Here is an 18,112-nt window from a genome sequence, read left to right as displayed (position 1 = left end):
ATGGCTGATTATCAGGGTAAAAAAGTAGTCATTATCGGGCTGGGGCTAACCGGCCTTTCCTGCGTTGATTTCTTTATGGCGCGTGGTGTTACGCCGCGTGTGATGGATACCCGTATTAATCCGCCAGGCCTGGATAAATTGCCTGAAAGCGTTGAGCGCCATGTCGGCGATCTTAATCAGCAGTGGTTATTAGATGCAGATTTGATTGTGGCCAGCCCAGGCATTGCGCTGGCACATCCTGCCTTGAATGACGCAGCCGAGGCTGGTGTCGAGATTGTCGGCGATATCGAGCTGTTCTGCCGTGAGAATCAGGCACCTGTAGTGGCGATTACCGGCTCTAACGGTAAAAGCACGGTGACCACGCTGGTGGGCGAGATGGCTAAAGCGGCGGGCTGGCAGGTAGGCGTCGGTGGCAATATCGGTGTTCCGGCACTGACGTTATTGAGACAAGAAAACCAACTGGTAGTACTAGAGCTGTCGAGCTTCCAGTTGGAAACCACCTCAAGCTTGCATGCCAGTGCGGCCACCATCTTGAACGTAACAGAAGATCATACTGACCGTTATCCGTTCGGTTTGCAGCAATATCGCGCAGCTAAACTGCGAGTTTATGAAAACGCTAAAGTCTGTGTTGTGAATGCCGATGACGCGCTTACCATGCCGGTGCGTGGCGCTGATAGCCGCTGTATTAGCTTTGGTGTGGATGTGGGTGATTACCATCTGAATAAGCAGCAGGGAGAAATCTGGCTGCGGGTTCGGGGTGAAAAAGTCTTGAATACCCGCGAAATGAAATTGACCGGTCGCCATAACTATACCAATGCGTTGGCAGCACTGGCACTGGCTGATGCCGTAGGGATTCCCCGTTCGTCAAGTTTGAAAGCATTGACCACATTTACCGGCTTATCACACCGCTTCCAACTGGTGTTTGAGCACAACGGCGTGCGTTGGATTAATGACTCTAAAGCAACCAATGTGGGCAGTACGGAAGCAGCGTTGGATGGCATACAGGTTGAAGGCACCTTGCATTTATTGCTGGGGGGCGACGGTAAATCCGCTGATTTCTCAGGGTTGACGCGTTTTCTGCAAGGCGACCATATCAAAGTTTACTGTTTTGGTCGTGATGGTGAGCAACTGGCTGAACTGCGGCCCGAAGTCTCTCAGCTTACCGAGACAATGGAACAGGCCATGGTACTGCTGGCGAAGAGCTTGGCACCGGGGGATATGGTGCTGCTGTCTCCTGCTTGCGCCAGTTTGGACCAATTCCGCAGTTTTGAGCAACGTGGTGATGAGTTTGCTCGCCTGGCAGAGGAGTTGGGCTGATGCGCATGCCGGGGCTGGGGCTGTTTAATACCGTAAAACACTTTGTGATGGGATCGCGGGAGAGCGATACCACCAGCATGGTGCTTTACGACAGAACCTTGCTGTGGCTGACATTTGGTTTGGCGATTATCGGTTTTGTGATGGTGACATCGGCATCAATGCCGATTGGTCAGCGTCTGGCCAGTGACCCCTTCCTGTTTGCCAAGCGTGATGCCCTCTATCTGGCGCTGGCATTTGGTTTGTCGCTGGTGACATTACGTATCCCGATGGCGGTTTGGCAGCGCTATAGCAACATTATGCTGCTGATTTCGATAGTGATGCTGCTGGTGGTATTGGTGGTGGGTAGCTCGGTAAACGGGGCGTCACGCTGGATTTCACTGGGGCCGCTACGTATTCAGCCTGCGGAATTATCCAAGCTGTCACTGTTTTGTTATCTGGCCAGCTATCTGGTGCGCAAGGTTGAAGAGGTTCGCAGTAACTTCTGGGGCTTTTGCAAACCGATGGGGGTCATGGTCATTCTGGCGGTGTTACTGCTGGCACAGCCCGATCTAGGCACGGTGGTAGTGCTGTTTATTACTACCCTGGCGATGCTGTTTCTGGCTGGCGCGAAAATGTGGCAGTTTTTGGCGATTATCGGCTCTGGTGTGTTTGCGGTTTGTCTGCTGATTGTTGCTGAACCCTACCGTATGCGCCGTGTGACATCCTTCTGGAATCCATGGGCTGATCCGTTCGGCAGTGGCTATCAGTTAACCCAGTCACTGATGGCTTTTGGCCGAGGTGAATTCTGGGGGCAAGGCCTAGGGAACTCAGTGCAGAAACTGGAGTATTTGCCGGAAGCGCACACTGACTTTATTTTCTCGATTTTAGGCGAGGAACTGGGGTATTTCGGTGTGGTTCTGGCACTGTTAATGGTATTCTTCGTCGCTTTTCGTGCTATGTCCATCGGGCGTCGCGCATTAGAGATAGATCAGCGGTTTTCTGGCTTTTTGGCTTGCTCAATCGGGGTCTGGTTTAGTTTTCAGGCACTGGTTAACGTTGGGGCTGCTGCCGGGATGTTGCCGACCAAAGGTTTGACATTGCCACTGATCAGTTACGGTGGTTCGAGCCTGATTATTATGTCAACGGCAATTGTGCTGTTGTTACGTATTGATTTTGAAACACGTCTGGCAAAAGCCCAGGCGTTTGTAAGGAGTGCCCGATGAGTGGCAAGACCAAGCGTTTAATGGTGATGGCGGGTGGCACTGGGGGGCATGTCTTCCCCGGATTGGCCGTGGCACATCATCTGATGGCGCAAGGCTGGCAGGTGCGTTGGCTCGGCACCGCAGACCGAATGGAAGCGTCATTGGTACCTCAAAATGGCATTGAGATCGATTTCATCCAGATTTCTGGTTTACGCGGCAAGGGGCTGATGGCCCAACTGATGGCACCAGTGCGGATTTATCGCGCGGTGCGTCAGGCCAAGAAAATCATGCGTGATTACCAGCCGGATGTAGTGCTGGGCATGGGCGGTTATGTTTCCGGGCCCGGTGGTTTGGCCGCATGGCTGTGCGGTATTCCAGTGGTGTTGCATGAGCAGAATGGCATTGCGGGTCTGACTAATCGCTGGCTGGCCAGAATTGCTAAAAAGGTGTTACAGGCCTTCCCCGGCGCATTCCCAAATGCAGATGTTGTTGGTAATCCGGTTCGTACCGATGTTCTTGCGCTGCCATTGCCGGCGCAACGTTTGGTAGGCCGTGAAGGGCCGATTCGTGTATTGGTTATCGGTGGTAGCCAAGGTGCGCGGGTGCTAAATCAGACGATGCCGCAGGTTGCCGCACTGTTGGGTGAGAAAATCACGCTGTGGCATCAGGTAGGTAAAGGCGCATTGCCAGAGGTATTACAGGCATACCAGCAAGTAGGGCAGGGTGGCGATAAGCATAAAATTACTGAGTTTATCGACGATATGGCAGCCGCTTATAGTTGGGCCGATGTCGTGGTGTGTCGTTCGGGCGCATTGACGGTCAGTGAAGTTGCCGCCGCAGGTTTACCCGCGATTTTTGTGCCGTTTCAGCATAAAGATCGGCAGCAATATTGGAATGCATTGCCGCTGGAAAAGGCCGGTGCGGCCAAAATTATCGAACAGCCGCAATTTAGCGCCGAGGCGGTCAGCAGCCTATTGGAACAGTGGGATCGAGCAACCTTACTGACCATGGCAGAACGGGCAAGGTCCGTGGCTATCCCGGATGCCACTGAGCGCGTAGCCGCCGAAGTGGTCGCGGCCAGTAAGTAATAGTAAAAACAGATAATGAACAGCGGGCAGTTAGGTTAATGCGGGCTGTGAATATGCAACAGACAAAAAAGTGAAGAGAAACGTGAATACACAACAACTGGCGAAACTACGAACTATCGTGCCCGAGATGCGTCGCGTCCGGCACATTCACTTTGTTGGCATCGGTGGTGCTGGCATGGGTGGTATCGCTGAAGTGTTGGCTAACGAAGGTTATCAGATTAGCGGTTCAGATTTGGCACCTAACCCGGTCACCCAGCATTTGACTTCTTTGGGCGCACAGATTTATTTCCATCACCGTCCTGAAAACGTTCTGGACGCCAGTGTGGTCGTGGTTTCAACCGCCATCTCTGCGGATAATCCAGAGATTGTTGCAGCTCGCGAGGCGCGTATTCCGGTGATCCGCCGCGCAGAAATGCTGGCAGAGTTGATGCGTTTCCGTCATGGGATTGCGGTTGCGGGCACCCACGGCAAAACTACCACCACGGCAATGGTTTCCAGTATCTATGCTGAGGCCGGTCTGGATCCAACCTTTGTTAACGGCGGGTTGGTGAAAGCGGCAGGTACCCATGCTCGTCTTGGGTCCAGCCGTTACCTGATAGCGGAAGCCGATGAAAGTGATGCGTCATTTTTGCATCTGCAACCGATGGTGGCGATTGTCACGAATATCGAAGCCGACCATATGGATACTTATCAGGGCGACTTTGAGAACTTAAAACAGACGTTTATTAACTTTTTGCATAACTTGCCATTCTATGGCCGTGCAGTGATGTGTATTGACGATCCTGTGGTGCGCGAGTTGCTACCACGGGTAGGCCGCCACATTACCACCTACGGTTTCAGTGATGACGCTGATGTGCAGATAGCCAGCTACCGGCAGGAAGGCCCACAGGGGCACTTCACGCTCAAACGCTTGGATAAGCCATTGATGACGGTGACGTTGAATGCGCCGGGTCGTCACAATGCGCTAAATGCAGCGGCGGCGGTTGCCGTGGCGACAGAAGAAGGTATCGAAGACGAGGATATTCTGCGTGCGTTGGTAGGGTTCCAGGGGACTGGCCGCCGCTTTGATTTCCTCGGCAACTTCCCGCTGATGCCGGTCAATGGCAAAGAAGGCAGTGCGATGCTGGTTGATGACTACGGCCATCATCCAACTGAAGTGGATGCCACCATTAAAGCTGCGCGCGCGGGTTGGCCGGATAAGCGCATCGTGATGGTCTTCCAGCCGCACCGTTATACCCGTACCCGTGACCTGTACGACGACTTCGCCAATGTGTTATCGCAGGTTGATGTGCTACTGATGTTGGATGTGTACGCTGCCGGTGAACCGCCGATCCCAGGGGCTGATAGCCGCTCGTTGTGCCGTACCATCCGTAATCGTGGCAAGTTAGACCCAATTTTGGTTTCAGACAGTGAAACCGTACCGGAAGTATTGGCGCAAGTGCTGAACGGCGATGACCTGATTCTGGTTCAGGGCGCAGGTAACATTGGTAAAATTGCTCGTAAATTGGCTGATATTAAATTGCAGCCACAGACAAAAGATGAGGAACATCATGGCTGAGAAAGTCGCAGTACTGCTGGGTGGTACCTCCGCTGAACGTGAAGTGTCATTGCTATCAGGTCAGGCGGTATTAGCGGGCTTGAGAGAAGCGGGTATCGATGCCCATGGGATAGATACCAAAGACTTCCCAGTGACTCAGCTTAAAGAACAGGGCTTTGATAAGGTCTTTATCGCCTTACACGGTCGTGGTGGGGAAGATGGCACCCTGCAAGGGGTGTTGGAGTTCCTGCAACTGCCTTATACCGGCAGCGGCGTGATGGCATCAGCCCTGACGATGGACAAATTACGCACCAAATTGGTGTGGCAAGCCTCAGGTTTACCGATTTCACCGTATATCGCGTTGAATCGTCAACAGTTTGAAACACTTTCGTCAGTGGAATTAATGGCATGTGTCGCTAAGCTTGGCCTGCCATTAATTGTGAAGCCAAGCCACGAAGGCTCCAGTGTTGGCATGAGCAAGGTTGATCAGGCCGATCAATTGCACGGTGCCTTGGAAGAAGCCTTCCGCCACGACAGTGATGTGCTGATAGAAAAATGGTTGAGTGGCCCGGAATATACCGTCGCGATCCTCGGAGACAACGTTTTACCGTCAATCCGTATTCAGGCGCCTGGTGTGTTCTATGATTATGAAGCCAAGTATCTTTCTGATGAGACACAGTATTTTTGTCCAAGTGGCTTAAGTGATGAGCTGGAACAGCAGTTAGCAACACTGTCATTGCAGGCTTACCAGGCGCTGGGTTGCAGTGGTTGGGGCCGGGTTGATGTCATGCAAGACAGTGACGGCAATTTCTACCTACTTGAAGTGAACACTTCACCGGGTATGACCAGCCACAGTTTAGTGCCGATGGCAGCCCGCCAGTCTGGGTTGAGTTTCTCCCAGTTAGTGGCGCGAATTCTGACGTTGGCTGACTGATATGTCGCAAGCTGCCCTGAATGCGCGCGAACGTGCGGCGGAAAACAGCGTAGCCCGGCGCAGTAACGGAGGCCAATTAGCAGGTCTGATTTTCCTGCTGATGGTTTTGGGTACCATGCTCTGGGGTGGGTGGGTCGTTGTGGGGTGGATGAAAGATGCCAGCCGATTACCACTGTCAAAACTGGTGGTGACTGGTGAGCGCCATTACACCACTAACGATGATATCCGCCAGGCAATTCTGGCATTGGGTGCACCGGGTACTTTTATGACGCAGGATGTGAACATCATCCAACAGCAGATTGAAAGGTTGCCATGGATTCAGCAGGCCAGTGTGCGTAAACAGTGGCCGGATGAGCTGAAAATCCATCTGGTGGAGTATGTGCCTTTTGCCCGCTGGAATGATTTACATATGGTCGATGAGCAAGGGCGGTCATTTAGTGTGCCATCCGAGCGGGTCGGCAAACAGAAATTGCCATTACTGTATGGCCCGGAAGGCAGTGAACAGGATGTTCTGGAAGGCTACCGGGCAATAAATAAGGTGTTAGCGGCCAATAAATATCAGCTAAAAATGGTGGCAATGAGCGCCAGGCATTCTTGGCAGTTGGCCTTAGATAATGATGTTCGGCTGGAGCTGGGACGGGATGACCGGATGGGGCGTTTGCAACGTTTCATCGAGTTATATCCGATGTTGCAACAGCAGCCAGATAAACGAGTCAGTTATGTTGATTTGCGATATGAGACAGGGGCTGCAATAGGTTGGGCTCCAGTATTTATCGACAGTCAGGGTGGTGAGCCACCAATAAATGGCCAGCAGAACAGTAATCCGCAACAGAATCAGGCACAGGCAAAACAACAATGATCAAGTCGACGGACAGAAAACTGGTAGTAGGTCTTGAGATCGGCACGGCAAAGGTCTCCGCATTGGTAGGGGAAGTTCTGCCCGATGGCATGGTCAATATTATTGGGGTCGGCAGTTGCCCATCCCGTGGCATGGATAAGGGTGGAGTTAATGATCTTGAATCGGTAGTGAAATGCGTGCAGCGCGCTATCGATCAGGCGGAGTTAATGGCGGATTGCCAAATTTCATCTGTTTATTTGGCTTTATCGGGTAAACATATCAGTTGTCAGAATGAAATAGGGATGGTTCCTATTTCAGAAGAAGAAGTAACTCAGGAAGATGTAGAGAACGTAGTGCATACCGCGAAGTCGGTGCGTGTGCGTGATGAGCATCGTATCCTGCACGTTATTCCACAGGAATATGCCATCGATTATCAGGAAGGCATCAAAAACCCTGTTGGTCTGTCTGGCGTGCGGATGCAGGCTAAAGTACACCTGATTACCTGCCATAACGATATGGCGAAGAATATTGTTAAAGCGGTGGAGCGTTGTGGTCTGAAAGTGGATCAACTGATTTTCGCCGGTTTGGCAGCAAGTTATGCAGTATTGACTGAAGATGAGCGTGAGCTGGGTGTCTGTGTCGTTGACATCGGCGGTGGCACCATGGATATGGCGGTTTATACCGGTGGCGCGTTACGGCACACCAAAGTTATCCCTTACGCCGGGAATGTGGTCACCAGCGACATAGCTTATGCTTTTGGTACGCCGCCTACAGATGCGGAAGCGATTAAAGTTCGGCACGGCTGTGCGCTCGGGTCGATAGTCAGCAAGGACGAAAGTGTAGAAGTGCCAAGTGTTGGCGGACGCCCTCCCCGTAGTCTGCAAAGACAGACGCTCGCTGAGGTTATAGAACCACGCTACACCGAGTTGCTGAATTTAGTTAATGACGAGATTTTACAATTGCAGGAGCAGTTGCGTCAGCAAGGCGTGAAGCATCATCTGGCAGCCGGTATCGTGCTGACTGGCGGTGCTGCACAAATTGATGGGCTGGCTGAATGCGCACAACGGGTGTTCCATGCCCAGGTTCGTATCGGTCAACCGCTCAATATCACCGGGCTGACGGATTATGCACAGGAACCTTATTACTCCACTGCTGTTGGGTTATTGCATTACGGTAAAGAATCTCATCTCAGTGGTGAGTCAGAAGTAGAAAAACGTGCCTCAGTGGGCAATTGGTTTAAACGTATCAATAGCTGGCTGAGAAAAGAGTTTTAATGTTTCAACAAAGAGATCATGCTGAACATATTTTTTGATCTCGAAGCGACAGGCACAAAACGGAGAGAAACTATGTTTGAACCTATGGAACTAACCAATGACGCGGTGATTAAAGTCATCGGCGTCGGTGGTGGCGGTGGTAATGCCGTCGAACACATGGTGCGCGAGCGCATCGAAGGTGTTGAATTCTTCGCCGTTAATACAGACGCTCAGGCGCTACGTAAGACGGCTGTTGGCCAAACCATCCAAATTGGTAGCGGTATTACCAAAGGTTTGGGTGCTGGCGCGAACCCAGAAGTGGGCCGTAATTCAGCCGAAGAAGACCGTGAAGCACTGCGTGCGGCTCTTGAAGGCGCGGACATGGTCTTTATCGCCGCAGGTATGGGTGGTGGTACCGGTACTGGTGCTGCTCCTGTTGTTGCCGAAGTGGCAAAAGAACTGGGTATTCTGACAGTCGCCGTGGTTACCAAGCCTTTCAACTTCGAAGGCAAGAAGCGCATGGCATTTGCTGAGCAGGGTATTGCTGAGTTGTCCAAGCATGTGGACTCACTGATCACTATCCCGAATGACAAATTATTGAAAGTTCTGGGTCGTGGCATTTCTTTACTGGATGCATTCGGTGCAGCTAACGACGTGTTAAAAGGTGCTGTTCAGGGGATCGCCGAACTGATTACCCGCCCAGGCCTGATGAACGTTGACTTTGCCGACGTGCGCACCGTGATGTCCGAAATGGGTTATGCCATGATGGGTTCTGGTGTGGCTTGTGGTGAAGACCGTGCAGAAGAAGCAGCAGAAATGGCTATCTCCAGCCCGTTGTTGGAAGATATCGACCTGTCTGGTGCCCGTGGTGTGTTGGTTAACATCACTGCTGGTTTCGATTTGCGTTTGGATGAATTCGAAACCGTGGGTAATACTATCCGTGCATTCGCGTCCGACAATGCCACCGTTGTTATCGGTACATCGTTAGACCCGGAAATGAACGACGAACTGCGCGTAACTGTTGTTGCGACCGGTATCGGTATGGATAAACGCCCAGAAATTACGTTGGTTACCAACAAGCAGACTCAGCCTGTAATGGACCATCGTTACCAGCAGCATGGCATGTCACCTTTACCTCAGGAAGTTAAACCTGCGGCTAAAGTGGTCAATGACCCTACTGCTCAAACCAATAAAGAGCCCGATTATTTGGATATCCCGGCATTTTTGCGCAAGCAAGCCGATTAATTTTCGAATATTTGGAATCTCCGCTCTTTGTGCTAAACTGTCCCACCGACCTTGTTATAAACTTGGTCGGTAGGATGGATAACATTGCGAGATAAAACGATGATCAAACAAAGGACTTTAAAACGTATTGTTCAGGCAACTGGCGTCGGTTTGCACACCGGTAAGAAAGTCACGCTGACAATGCGACCCGCGCCGGCTAATACCGGGGTCATCTATCGTCGCACTGACTTGAATCCACCGGTTGATTTTCCGGCAGATGCAAAATCCGTGCGTGATACCATGCTCTGTACTTGCCTGGTCAATGAGCATGACGTGCGTATTTCTACTGTTGAGCATCTCAACGCTGCTTTGGCAGGGTTAGGGATTGATAACATTATTATTGAAGTTAACGCTCCCGAAGTGCCGATTATGGACGGTAGTGCCAGTCCATTCGTGTACTTGCTGCTGGATGCCGGTATCGAAGAGTTAAACTCTGCGAAGAAATTCCTGCGTCTGAAAGAGACTGTACGGGTTGAAGACGGTGATAAGTGGGCTGAATTGTCTCCATTCAATGGATTCCGTTTAGATTTTACCATTGATTTTAATCATCCGGCGATTGACTCAAGTACTCAGCGTTACCGTCTGGATTTCTCGGCCGATTCATTCGTCCGTCAAATCAGCCGTGCGCGTACTTTTGGTTTCATGCGTGATATCGAATATCTACAGTCCCGTGGTTTGTGCCTGGGCGGTAGTTTCGATTGTGCCATTGTGGTAGATGATTACCGCGTGCTTAATGAAGATGGCTTGCGCTTTGAAGATGAGTTTGTTCGTCACAAAATGCTGGACGCGATTGGCGACCTGTTTATGTGTGGCCATAATATTATTGGCGCATTCACTGCGTTTAAATCGGGCCATGCCTTAAATAACAAGTTGTTGCAGGCTGTTCTAGCTAAGCAAGAAGCTTGGGAATTTGTGACGTTCCAAGACGAAGCTGAAATGCCACTGGCATTCAAAGCTCCGTCTACAGTATTAGCTTACTAAGTACTTTTATACCCAAAGTCATTGGCATTACAGCTAGCTAACCTCGCTGTAAGTGCAAAGGGTAAAGCTACTTATCACTTTTGGTTGCGTTGGCACTCTCTCCGGCCAACGCAGCCAATCGTTCCAATATTATTCTAAGTTTTTCAGGGCTACGGCTCGCTAATCCTCTTAATTCCTTAGCACTTTCCAAACTTAGATGACGTAATGGCGGCGATTTGTCAGGATCTTGCGCTGATTTTGCCGCATCTTGCGTAATGTTATGGCCTTGGGCCATTAACGACGGATTAATCCTGATGTCGATTGAAGACAATGATGGTAGAATTTGCGCTCGTAGTGCAGAGAGCAGCGCGGGTTGTTCATAACGTAAGCGCATTAACCAGCTAGCGTTCGCGGTCTCTAGCACTAAAACACTCTGTCGATAGTTAGCGACACGGCACCACGGCTGCATTTGTGAAGGGAGCAATCCTTTTACCGCACGGTTCAGTTTTAACAGTGCAGTAGCGCGTTGTTGTACGTTATGTAGCGGTCCGTTTTCTGCTGCAATGGCATCGTCGAACAGAACATCTAATAATTGTGGGCGGTTTTCACGCATTGACAAGGCTCCGGCGGATTTTAAACTTGTGATCGGTATTCTAAATCGTTGGCGACAATTTGGCAGACGTTATTTCTGGCCGCATCTCTTGTTAGGGATGGTAGCGGCGAGTCTTGGCGTGCCATCAAACCTGTCTGGCGTTCCAGATCAAACTGCAATACCGAACACATCATCAAGCCAAAGCCGTCAGAATTACGGTGTGACAAACTTTAACAGTTTGGCATTGTTGCATGATATGCATCGCCGTCCTTCATTCAGCGTAGACTACTGGCAACAGCATGCACTGCGCACGGTTATTCGTCACCTCTCATTTGCGTTGGCACCTCAGGTCGCTTATGCGCGGGTGCAAGAAGTTGCCGCAGTCGAGCAAGCTGAACCATCACAAATTCAGCAACTTGCACTGTTGGATACCCTCAATGCACTGCTAACACACGAGTTTAAGCCACCGGCTATCATTCGTTACACCGAGCAAGTTAAGCGGCCTGTTCTTTCGTTACACAAACCTGGACTCTGGCTTGCACAAGTGCAAGGCATTCGGGCCGGGCCTACTATCCTATACCTTAAATAATTCGAGTTGCAGGAAGGCGGCAAGCGAGAAAATCTCGATGAGCTTACATAAGTAGGTGATTCGGGTGATTGAATGTAGCCAACGCACATGCAGCTTGAAGTATGACGGGTATAAGCTAATTATTCTCTTGGTTTACCTCAATTTTATACAACCTTTGGCCGCCGGTTTGGTGGTCTTGTAAGAGATATTAAGAATCATGCTAATCAAATTATTAACCAAAGTCTTTGGCAGCCGTAACGATCGTACTCTACGCCGTATGCGCAAAGTGGTTGATCAAATCAGCCGTATGGAGCCAGAAATTGAAAAACTGACCGATGCTGAGTTGCGTGCCAAAACAGATGAATTCCGCGAGCGTCTGGCAAAAGGCGCTGTGCTGGAAACCTTGATTCCTGAAGCTTTTGCGGTAGTTCGCGAATCAAGTAAACGCGTATTTGGCATGCGTCACTTCGACGTGCAGTTGCTGGGCGGTATGGTACTGAATGAGCGTTGCATCGCAGAAATGCGTACTGGTGAAGGTAAAACCCTGACTGCAACCCTGCCAGCTTACCTGAATGCGCTGAGTGGCCGTGGCGTTCACGTAGTTACCGTCAACGACTATTTGGCTCAACGTGACGCCGAAAATAACCGTCCATTGTTCGAATTCCTCGGTCTGAGCGTTGGTATCAACCTGCCGAATATGGCTGCACCCGCTAAGCGTGCTGCTTATGCTGCTGACATCACTTACGGTACTAACAACGAATACGGTTTTGACTATCTGCGCGATAACATGGCATTCAGCCCGGAAGAGCGTGTGCAGCGTAAATTGCACTATGCACTGGTGGATGAGGTTGACTCCATCTTGATCGATGAGGCTCGTACCCCGCTGATTATCTCTGGCCCGGCGGAAGACAGTTCCGAGATGTATATTCGGGTTAATAAACTGATTCCAAAACTGATTCGTCAGGAAAAAGAAGACTCAGACACCTTCCAGGGTGAAGGTCACTTCTCGGTAGATGAAAAATCACGTCAGGTTCACTTAACCGAACGTGGTCTGATTCTGATTGAGCAAATGTTAGTGGAAGCGGGCATCATGGAAGAAGGTGAGTCGCTGTACTCTCCAACCAACATTATGCTGATGCACCACGTCACGGCCGCGTTACGCGCCCATGTGCTGTTTGCCCGTGATGTTGACTACATTGTGAAAGATGGTGAAGTTATCATCGTCGACGAACACACCGGCCGTACCATGCAAGGGCGTCGTTGGTCAGATGGCCTGCATCAGGCTGTTGAAGCCAAAGAAGGCGTGGAAATCCAGAACGAAAACCAAACACTGGCTTCCATTACCTTCCAGAACTATTTCCGCCTTTATGAAAAATTGGCCGGTATGACCGGTACGGCGGATACCGAAGCATTTGAATTTAGCTCAATCTACAAGCTTGATACTATTGTTGTACCTACTAACCGCCCAATGATTCGTAAGGATTTAGCTGATTTGGTCTATATGACCGAGCAGGAAAAGATTGGTGCGATTATCGAAGATATCCGTGAGCGTACAGCGAACGGTCAGCCAGTATTGGTTGGTACTATCTCAATTGAGAAGTCCGAAGTGGTATCGGCTGAATTGACCAAAGCGGGCATTGAGCACAAAGTTCTGAACGCTAAGTTCCATGCCATGGAAGCAGAAATAGTCTCCCAGGCGGGTCAACCCGGTGCGGTAACTATCGCTACCAACATGGCAGGTCGTGGTACCGATATCGTGTTGGGTGGTAGCTGGCAGAGTGAGATTGCTTTGCTGGAAGATCCGACTGAAGATCAAATCGCCGCCATTAAGGCCGCCTGGCAGATTCGCCATGATGCGGTGCTGGCATCAGGTGGCTTGCACATTATTGGTACCGAACGTCATGAGTCACGTCGTATCGATAACCAGTTACGTGGTCGTGCGGGTCGTCAGGGTGATGCCGGTTCTTCACGCTTCTACTTGTCAATGGAAGATGCCTTGATGCGTATTTTTGCCTCTGACCGTGTGTCTGGCATGATGCGTAAATTGGGGATGAAACCGGGCGAAGCCATTGAACATCCATGGGTGACGAAGGCCATTGCTAACGCACAGCGTAAAGTTGAAAGCCGTAACTTTGATATTCGTAAGCAACTGCTTGAATATGATGATGTCGCCAGTGATCAGCGTCGTGCCATCTACAGCCAGCGTAATGAATTGCTGGATGTATCTGACGTTAGTGAAACTATTAACAGTATCCGTGAAGACGTATTCAAAACAGTTATCGACAGCTACATTCCAACCCAGTCACTGGAAGAAATGTGGGATGTTGAAGGCCTTGAACTGCGCCTGAAAAATGATTTCGACTTGGATATGCCAATTGCACAATGGTTGCAAGATGAGCCACAACTACATGAAGAAACGTTACGTGAGCGCATTCTTCAACAAGCGATTGAGGTGTATCACCGCAAAGAAGAAGTTGTTGGCATCGATATGATGCGTAACTTCGAAAAAGGCGTGATGCTACAAACACTCGACTCCTTGTGGAAAGAGCACTTGGCTGCAATGGATTATCTGCGTCAGGGGATTCATTTACGTGGCTATGCGCAAAAAGATCCTAAACAGGAATATAAGCGCGAATCTTTCGCCATGTTCGCTGCCATGTTGGAATCACTAAAATATGAAGTGATCAGTGTGCTGAGCAAAGTACAAGTGCGGATGCCAGAAGAGGTAGAAGCGCTGGAAGTACAACGTCGTGAAGAAGCCGAGCGTTTGGCGAAACAGCAGCAACTAAGCCATCAGTCTGACAACAGTGCTTTGATGTCAAAGGATGAAGTCAATGTTGCCGCTAGCCTTGAGCGTAAAGTGGGTCGTAATGATCCGTGCCCATGTGGTTCAGGCAAAAAATATAAACAGTGTCATGGCAGCCTACAGTAATACTTTAGGCCATTGGTGATACTGAAAATGAGGGCGGCTTAAAAACCGCCCTTTATTTTAGTTTTTTTGTCGTTCTTTTTAGAATAGATACCAAGAGGCCACATAACTTACTGTTTATGCTCTGATCAGGAGAAAGAGAATTGAAACATTTACAGATCGCGGTAGGGATTATCCGCAACTCCCAGCAGGAGATTTTTATTACTCAACGCGCTGCTGATTCTCATATGGCAGGTTTTTGGGAGTTTCCCGGTGGCAAGGTTGAGCAGGGTGAAACAGCTGAGCTTGCTTTAAAACGTGAGCTATCAGAAGAAGTAGGGATCGTGGTACAAGAGGCTGTTTTACTCAACGTCTTGGAGCATACTTTTACCGATCGTATCGTGACATTAAGTTTCTATATGGTTGAAGCGTGGGATGGTGAACCTTTTGGCCGTGAAGGGCAGCCCATTCGTTGGGTAAGGCAATCCGAATTGGTTGCCGAGGAGTTTCCACCAGCGAATGCCGCAATCATTGCATTACTCACCAGATAACCCCATATTATTTATTAATAAAATTGTAATGAATACAATGGGAAGGGAGCAAAACACGGTTGCTCCCCAATGATATGCGCATCAATGCGTTGGGGGTTCTTCCTCACTCCATTCATCACTGTCAGATAACTCGCCATGGCTTGAAATACGCTTTTCTTCGTCAGCCCACTCGCCTAGGTCGATCAGTTGACAGCGTTTACAGCAGAAAGGGCGATATGGGCTTTGCTCTCCCCAGATAACGATTTTCCTACAGGTAGGGCAGTTAACTTCGATTTCTTCTAAGTCCATATTCTCTCCTTAAAAACCAACTGATTGATTGCCACATCAGCAGCAGGCTAATTCAAACGATAAACGGGCCGGAACGGTACCATTTTCACTGTCGAGCGGTAAAAAGCGAATAGCATACCGTGTTTTATGACCAGAAATTTGTGGGTATAGTTGTGGGTCTAATGGCAAGCGCAGCCGCAGTAGATCAGCACCTTCGGCATTATCTTGAAAGAAACCATTCAAGCTGATTTGTGCCCGCAACGGACCCGACTGGCGAATTAAATCTAAAATGATGGTTAGAGACTGATTGAGTGGCGCTAAGCTTACCAGCAATTTATCAATATGTTGGTCACGCTGCGCCTGTGGTTGATGTAGCCAGGTATGTAACGTGGGTAAATCAAAGCTGCAGTAGCCACCGGGAATACTAAGACGTTGGCGAACGACAGCGATTAAACGGTCTTCTTTTAATGATTGCCCGATACGTGGCGCGGACATTAATACTGTGGCATGGTTTTTTAGTTTACTGCGCAAGGAGTCCACTCGCGACATATCCACACCGGGTATATCAGCCCATTGCTGCAACTTTTGTTGTTGGCGCTCAAGCTCTTTAAGTAAATCAGTGCGGACTTCGCCGCGATCCAAAACTTCAATCAAATCGCATGCGGCGCGGAAAAACGTTAATGCAGTGGCAATATTATCTAATGAACGGTGGCTTTCTAATTGTTGTAATAAAAACTCTATTCTTAGCCAGGTACGCATTTTTTCATTTAGCGGATGTTCAAAAAGTATTGTTGAGGTGAGGTCACTCATTGGTGTAAATCCTGTTGGGCCACGGCTGCCAATATTAAATACTGCTGGTGTAATGAAGCAACTTGCGAAGCGATAATGGATGGATCGCCGCTATTGTCAATAATGTCATCGGCACAGGCCAGCCGTTGTTGCCGCGAAACCTGTGACGCTAAAATATGTTCTGCCTGTTGGCGAGTAATACCATCTCTTGCCATCGTGCGCGTGAGTTGTATTTCAGGCGCTACATCTACCACTAACACACGATTAGCACGGTGCTGTAAACCATTTTCAAGCAACAAAGGAACAATCCAAAGTGCGTATGGTTTATCAATATCCGCTAATTGGCGCTCAGTTTCTTGCTGAATAAGTGGATGCAGCAATGAATTTAACCATGCTTTTTCCTGCGGCTCACTGAAAATTTTTGTGCGCAATGCACTCCGGTTTAATGAACCATCTGCTTGCAAAATAGTGTCGCCATAGCGGGATGCGATAGCCGCTAATGCTGGCATACCCAGTTCAACAACCTGGCGAGCGATAATGTCAGCATCAACAAGGGGCACCCCGAAGTTGGCGAATGCATCTGCTACGGTGCTTTTGCCGCTGCCAATCCCGCCAGTGAGAGCCACAATATAGGTCATCGCCTAGCCTTGTATACTGTCAGTGAGTGGTCGAATTGTATCTGAAAGCAGGTGGGAAGAGATAGTAAGGTATGCATTCTGTTTGAGCTACGTGGAAAAATAAATGAAGTGAGCGCGCAGATAAAAGCGCTGTTGCCTCTCTTCAAGTAATTTGTGGGATTATAGCGTAAATAAAGGTGGATTCGCAGTCTTGCCGTAGAATTATTCATGCGTATGATAGCTTCACTGGGATGGCGTGATTTACGCCCGATCACTTTTGCGATCTATCGCCACTAACCAGGAAATAATAAGCCATGCGTATTGAAGAAGGTTTGAAATTAGGTTTTAAAGATGTGTTAATCCGCCCTAAACGTTCCACACTGAAAAGCCGCTCTGAAGTAGAACTGGAACGCCAGTTTACCTTCAAACATTCAGGTTGGAATTGGTCTGGTGTACCTATCATCGCTGCTAATATGGATACTGTTGGCACCTTCCGCATGGCTGAAGTTTTGGCATCATTTGATGTACTTACCGCAGTTCATAAACACTATACGGTTGAACAATGGGCTGAGTTTGTAAAACGGGCTCCTGAATCTGTATTGCGCCATGTCATGGTGTCAACAGGGACTTCCTCTGCCGATTTCGACAAAATGAAGCAAATTCTGGCGTTATCTCCGACTCTGAAATTTATCTGTATCGATGTGGCTAATGGCTACTCTGAGCATTTTGTTTCCTTCCTGCAAAAAGCGCGCGAAGCCTGCCCGGACAAAGTGATTTGTGCCGGTAATGTAGTGACCGGCGAGATGGTAGAAGAGCTTATCCTTTCTGGTGCGGATATTGTTAAAGTGGGAATTGGCCCTGGCTCTGTCTGTACCACGCGAGTTAAGACCGGTGTTGGTTATCCACAGCTATCTGCTGTGATCGAGTGTGCCGATGCTGCCCACGGTTTAGGTGGGCAGATTGTCAGTGATGGCGGCTGCTCTGTACCGGGTGATGTGGCTAAAGCTTTCGGTGGTGGTGCTGATTTCGTCATGCTCGGTGGCATGCTGGCAGGGCATGATGAGTGTGAAGGCCGTGTGGTTGAAGAGAATGGCGAGAAATTTATGCTGTTCTACGGTATGAGTTCAGAGTCCGCCATGAAACGCCATGTTGGTGGTGTCGCTGAATATCGCGCCGCAGAAGGTAAAACTGTTAAACTGCCGTTACGGGGTTCAGTTGATAACACGGTACGCGACATTATGGGTGGCTTGCGTTCTGCTTGTACCTACGTGGGTGCTTCGCATTTAAAAGAACTGACTAAGCGCACCACTTTTATCCGCGTTGCGGAGCAAGAAAACCGTGTATTCGGCAGTAACTGATTACTGATGTAAACAGGGCGCTATTTAACGCCCTGTTTCGAATTGCCTTTTTCCCGCCACATTCTGCCCT

At 49.5% G+C, this 18,112-nt stretch carries 17 protein-coding genes; 13 read left to right on the top strand and 4 right to left on the bottom strand.

Annotation, left to right across the window (positions count from 1 at the left end; translation table 11 throughout):
• The 9 genes from murD to lpxC all read left to right on the top strand — a co-directional run bounded on the left by murD (position 1) and on the right by lpxC (position 10,413).
• Positions 1-1,317, top strand: a complete 1,317-nt coding sequence (gene murD / locus EL015_RS17755) for a UDP-N-acetylmuramoyl-L-alanine--D-glutamate ligase (protein ID WP_005181416.1) — start codon at positions 1-3, stop codon at positions 1,315-1,317.
• Positions 1,317-2,519: a cell division protein FtsW gene (ftsW, locus tag EL015_RS17750; protein ID WP_032905460.1), complete on the top strand. Its 1,203-nt coding sequence runs from the start codon at positions 1,317-1,319 to the stop codon at positions 2,517-2,519. The genes murD and ftsW overlap by 1 nt, the downstream gene beginning before the upstream one ends.
• Positions 2,516-3,586, top strand: coding sequence for an undecaprenyldiphospho-muramoylpentapeptide beta-N-acetylglucosaminyltransferase (gene murG / locus EL015_RS17745; protein ID WP_032905461.1), 1,071 nt, complete (start codon positions 2,516-2,518; stop codon positions 3,584-3,586). Before ftsW ends, murG begins: the two co-directional genes overlap by 4 nt.
• Before the next feature lie 82 nt (positions 3,587-3,668).
• Positions 3,669-5,144, top strand: a complete 1,476-nt coding sequence (gene murC, locus EL015_RS17740) for a UDP-N-acetylmuramate--L-alanine ligase (RefSeq protein WP_005181419.1) — start codon at positions 3,669-3,671, stop codon at positions 5,142-5,144.
• Positions 5,137-6,057: a D-alanine--D-alanine ligase gene (locus EL015_RS17735; RefSeq protein ID WP_032905462.1), complete on the top strand. Its 921-nt coding sequence runs from the start codon at positions 5,137-5,139 to the stop codon at positions 6,055-6,057. The genes murC and EL015_RS17735 overlap by 8 nt, the downstream gene beginning before the upstream one ends.
• Position 6,058: 1 nt before the next feature.
• Positions 6,059-6,916, top strand: coding sequence for a cell division protein FtsQ (gene ftsQ / locus EL015_RS17730; protein ID WP_005181422.1), 858 nt, complete (start codon positions 6,059-6,061; stop codon positions 6,914-6,916).
• Positions 6,913-8,169, top strand: a complete 1,257-nt coding sequence (gene ftsA / locus EL015_RS17725; RefSeq protein ID WP_002210431.1) for a cell division protein FtsA — start codon at positions 6,913-6,915, stop codon at positions 8,167-8,169. Before ftsQ ends, ftsA begins: the two co-directional genes overlap by 4 nt.
• Before the next feature lie 72 nt (positions 8,170-8,241).
• On the top strand, positions 8,242-9,393 hold the full coding sequence (gene ftsZ / locus EL015_RS17720) for a cell division protein FtsZ (RefSeq protein ID WP_004389003.1): 1,152 nt from the start codon (positions 8,242-8,244) through the stop codon (positions 9,391-9,393).
• A 99-nt stretch (positions 9,394-9,492) separates the two neighbouring features.
• Complete coding sequence (gene lpxC, locus EL015_RS17715) at positions 9,493-10,413, top strand: UDP-3-O-acyl-N-acetylglucosamine deacetylase (RefSeq protein WP_005181431.1); 921 nt, start codon at positions 9,493-9,495, stop codon at positions 10,411-10,413.
• A gap of 67 nt (positions 10,414-10,480) precedes the next feature.
• On the opposite strand, the gene EL015_RS17710 is transcribed toward lpxC, so the two are convergent.
• Positions 10,481-11,005: a DUF721 domain-containing protein gene (locus EL015_RS17710; protein WP_005181434.1), complete on the bottom strand. Its 525-nt coding sequence runs from the start codon at positions 11,003-11,005 to the stop codon at positions 10,481-10,483.
• Between the two features lie 28 nt (positions 11,006-11,033).
• On the opposite strand from EL015_RS17710, the gene secM reads away from it, so the two are divergent.
• From secM to mutT, 3 genes are all read left to right on the top strand, one after another.
• Positions 11,034-11,573, top strand: a complete 540-nt coding sequence (gene secM / locus EL015_RS17705) for a secA translation cis-regulator SecM (protein WP_005181437.1) — start codon at positions 11,034-11,036, stop codon at positions 11,571-11,573.
• A 196-nt stretch (positions 11,574-11,769) separates the two neighbouring features.
• Complete coding sequence (gene secA, locus EL015_RS17700; protein ID WP_005181439.1) at positions 11,770-14,484, top strand: preprotein translocase subunit SecA; 2,715 nt, start codon at positions 11,770-11,772, stop codon at positions 14,482-14,484.
• Between the two features lie 140 nt (positions 14,485-14,624).
• A complete protein-coding gene (gene mutT, locus EL015_RS17695) occupies positions 14,625-15,011 on the top strand; it encodes an 8-oxo-dGTP diphosphatase MutT (RefSeq protein WP_005181440.1) in 387 nt (128 codons plus the stop codon).
• 81 nt (positions 15,012-15,092) lie between these two features.
• Here mutT and yacG read toward each other — a convergent pair whose 3' ends face one another.
• From yacG to coaE, 3 genes are read right to left on the bottom strand one after another with little or no spacing between them, the layout of a single operon-like run.
• Complete coding sequence (gene yacG, locus EL015_RS17690; protein WP_032905463.1) at positions 15,093-15,299, bottom strand: DNA gyrase inhibitor YacG; 207 nt, start codon at positions 15,297-15,299, stop codon at positions 15,093-15,095.
• Between the two features lie 36 nt (positions 15,300-15,335).
• Positions 15,336-16,088 (bottom strand): cell division protein ZapD, encoded by a 753-nt coding sequence (gene zapD, locus EL015_RS17685; protein ID WP_032905464.1) that lies wholly within the window; start codon positions 16,086-16,088, stop codon positions 15,336-15,338.
• A complete protein-coding gene (coaE, locus tag EL015_RS17680; RefSeq protein ID WP_005181451.1) occupies positions 16,085-16,705 on the bottom strand; it encodes a dephospho-CoA kinase in 621 nt (206 codons plus the stop codon). Before coaE ends, zapD begins: the two co-directional genes overlap by 4 nt.
• Before the next feature lie 293 nt (positions 16,706-16,998).
• On the opposite strand from coaE, the gene EL015_RS17670 reads away from it, so the two are divergent.
• Positions 16,999-18,042: a GMP reductase gene (locus EL015_RS17670; protein WP_005181452.1), complete on the top strand. Its 1,044-nt coding sequence runs from the start codon at positions 16,999-17,001 to the stop codon at positions 18,040-18,042.
• Positions 18,043-18,112 lie beyond the last annotated feature (70 nt).

It is taken from the genome of Yersinia intermedia (assembly GCF_900635455.1).
Lineage (GTDB): Bacteria > Pseudomonadota > Gammaproteobacteria > Enterobacterales > Enterobacteriaceae > Yersinia > Yersinia intermedia.
Note: the sequence above shows the minus strand (reverse complement) of the source record. Positions and strands in the feature narration are given on the sequence as shown.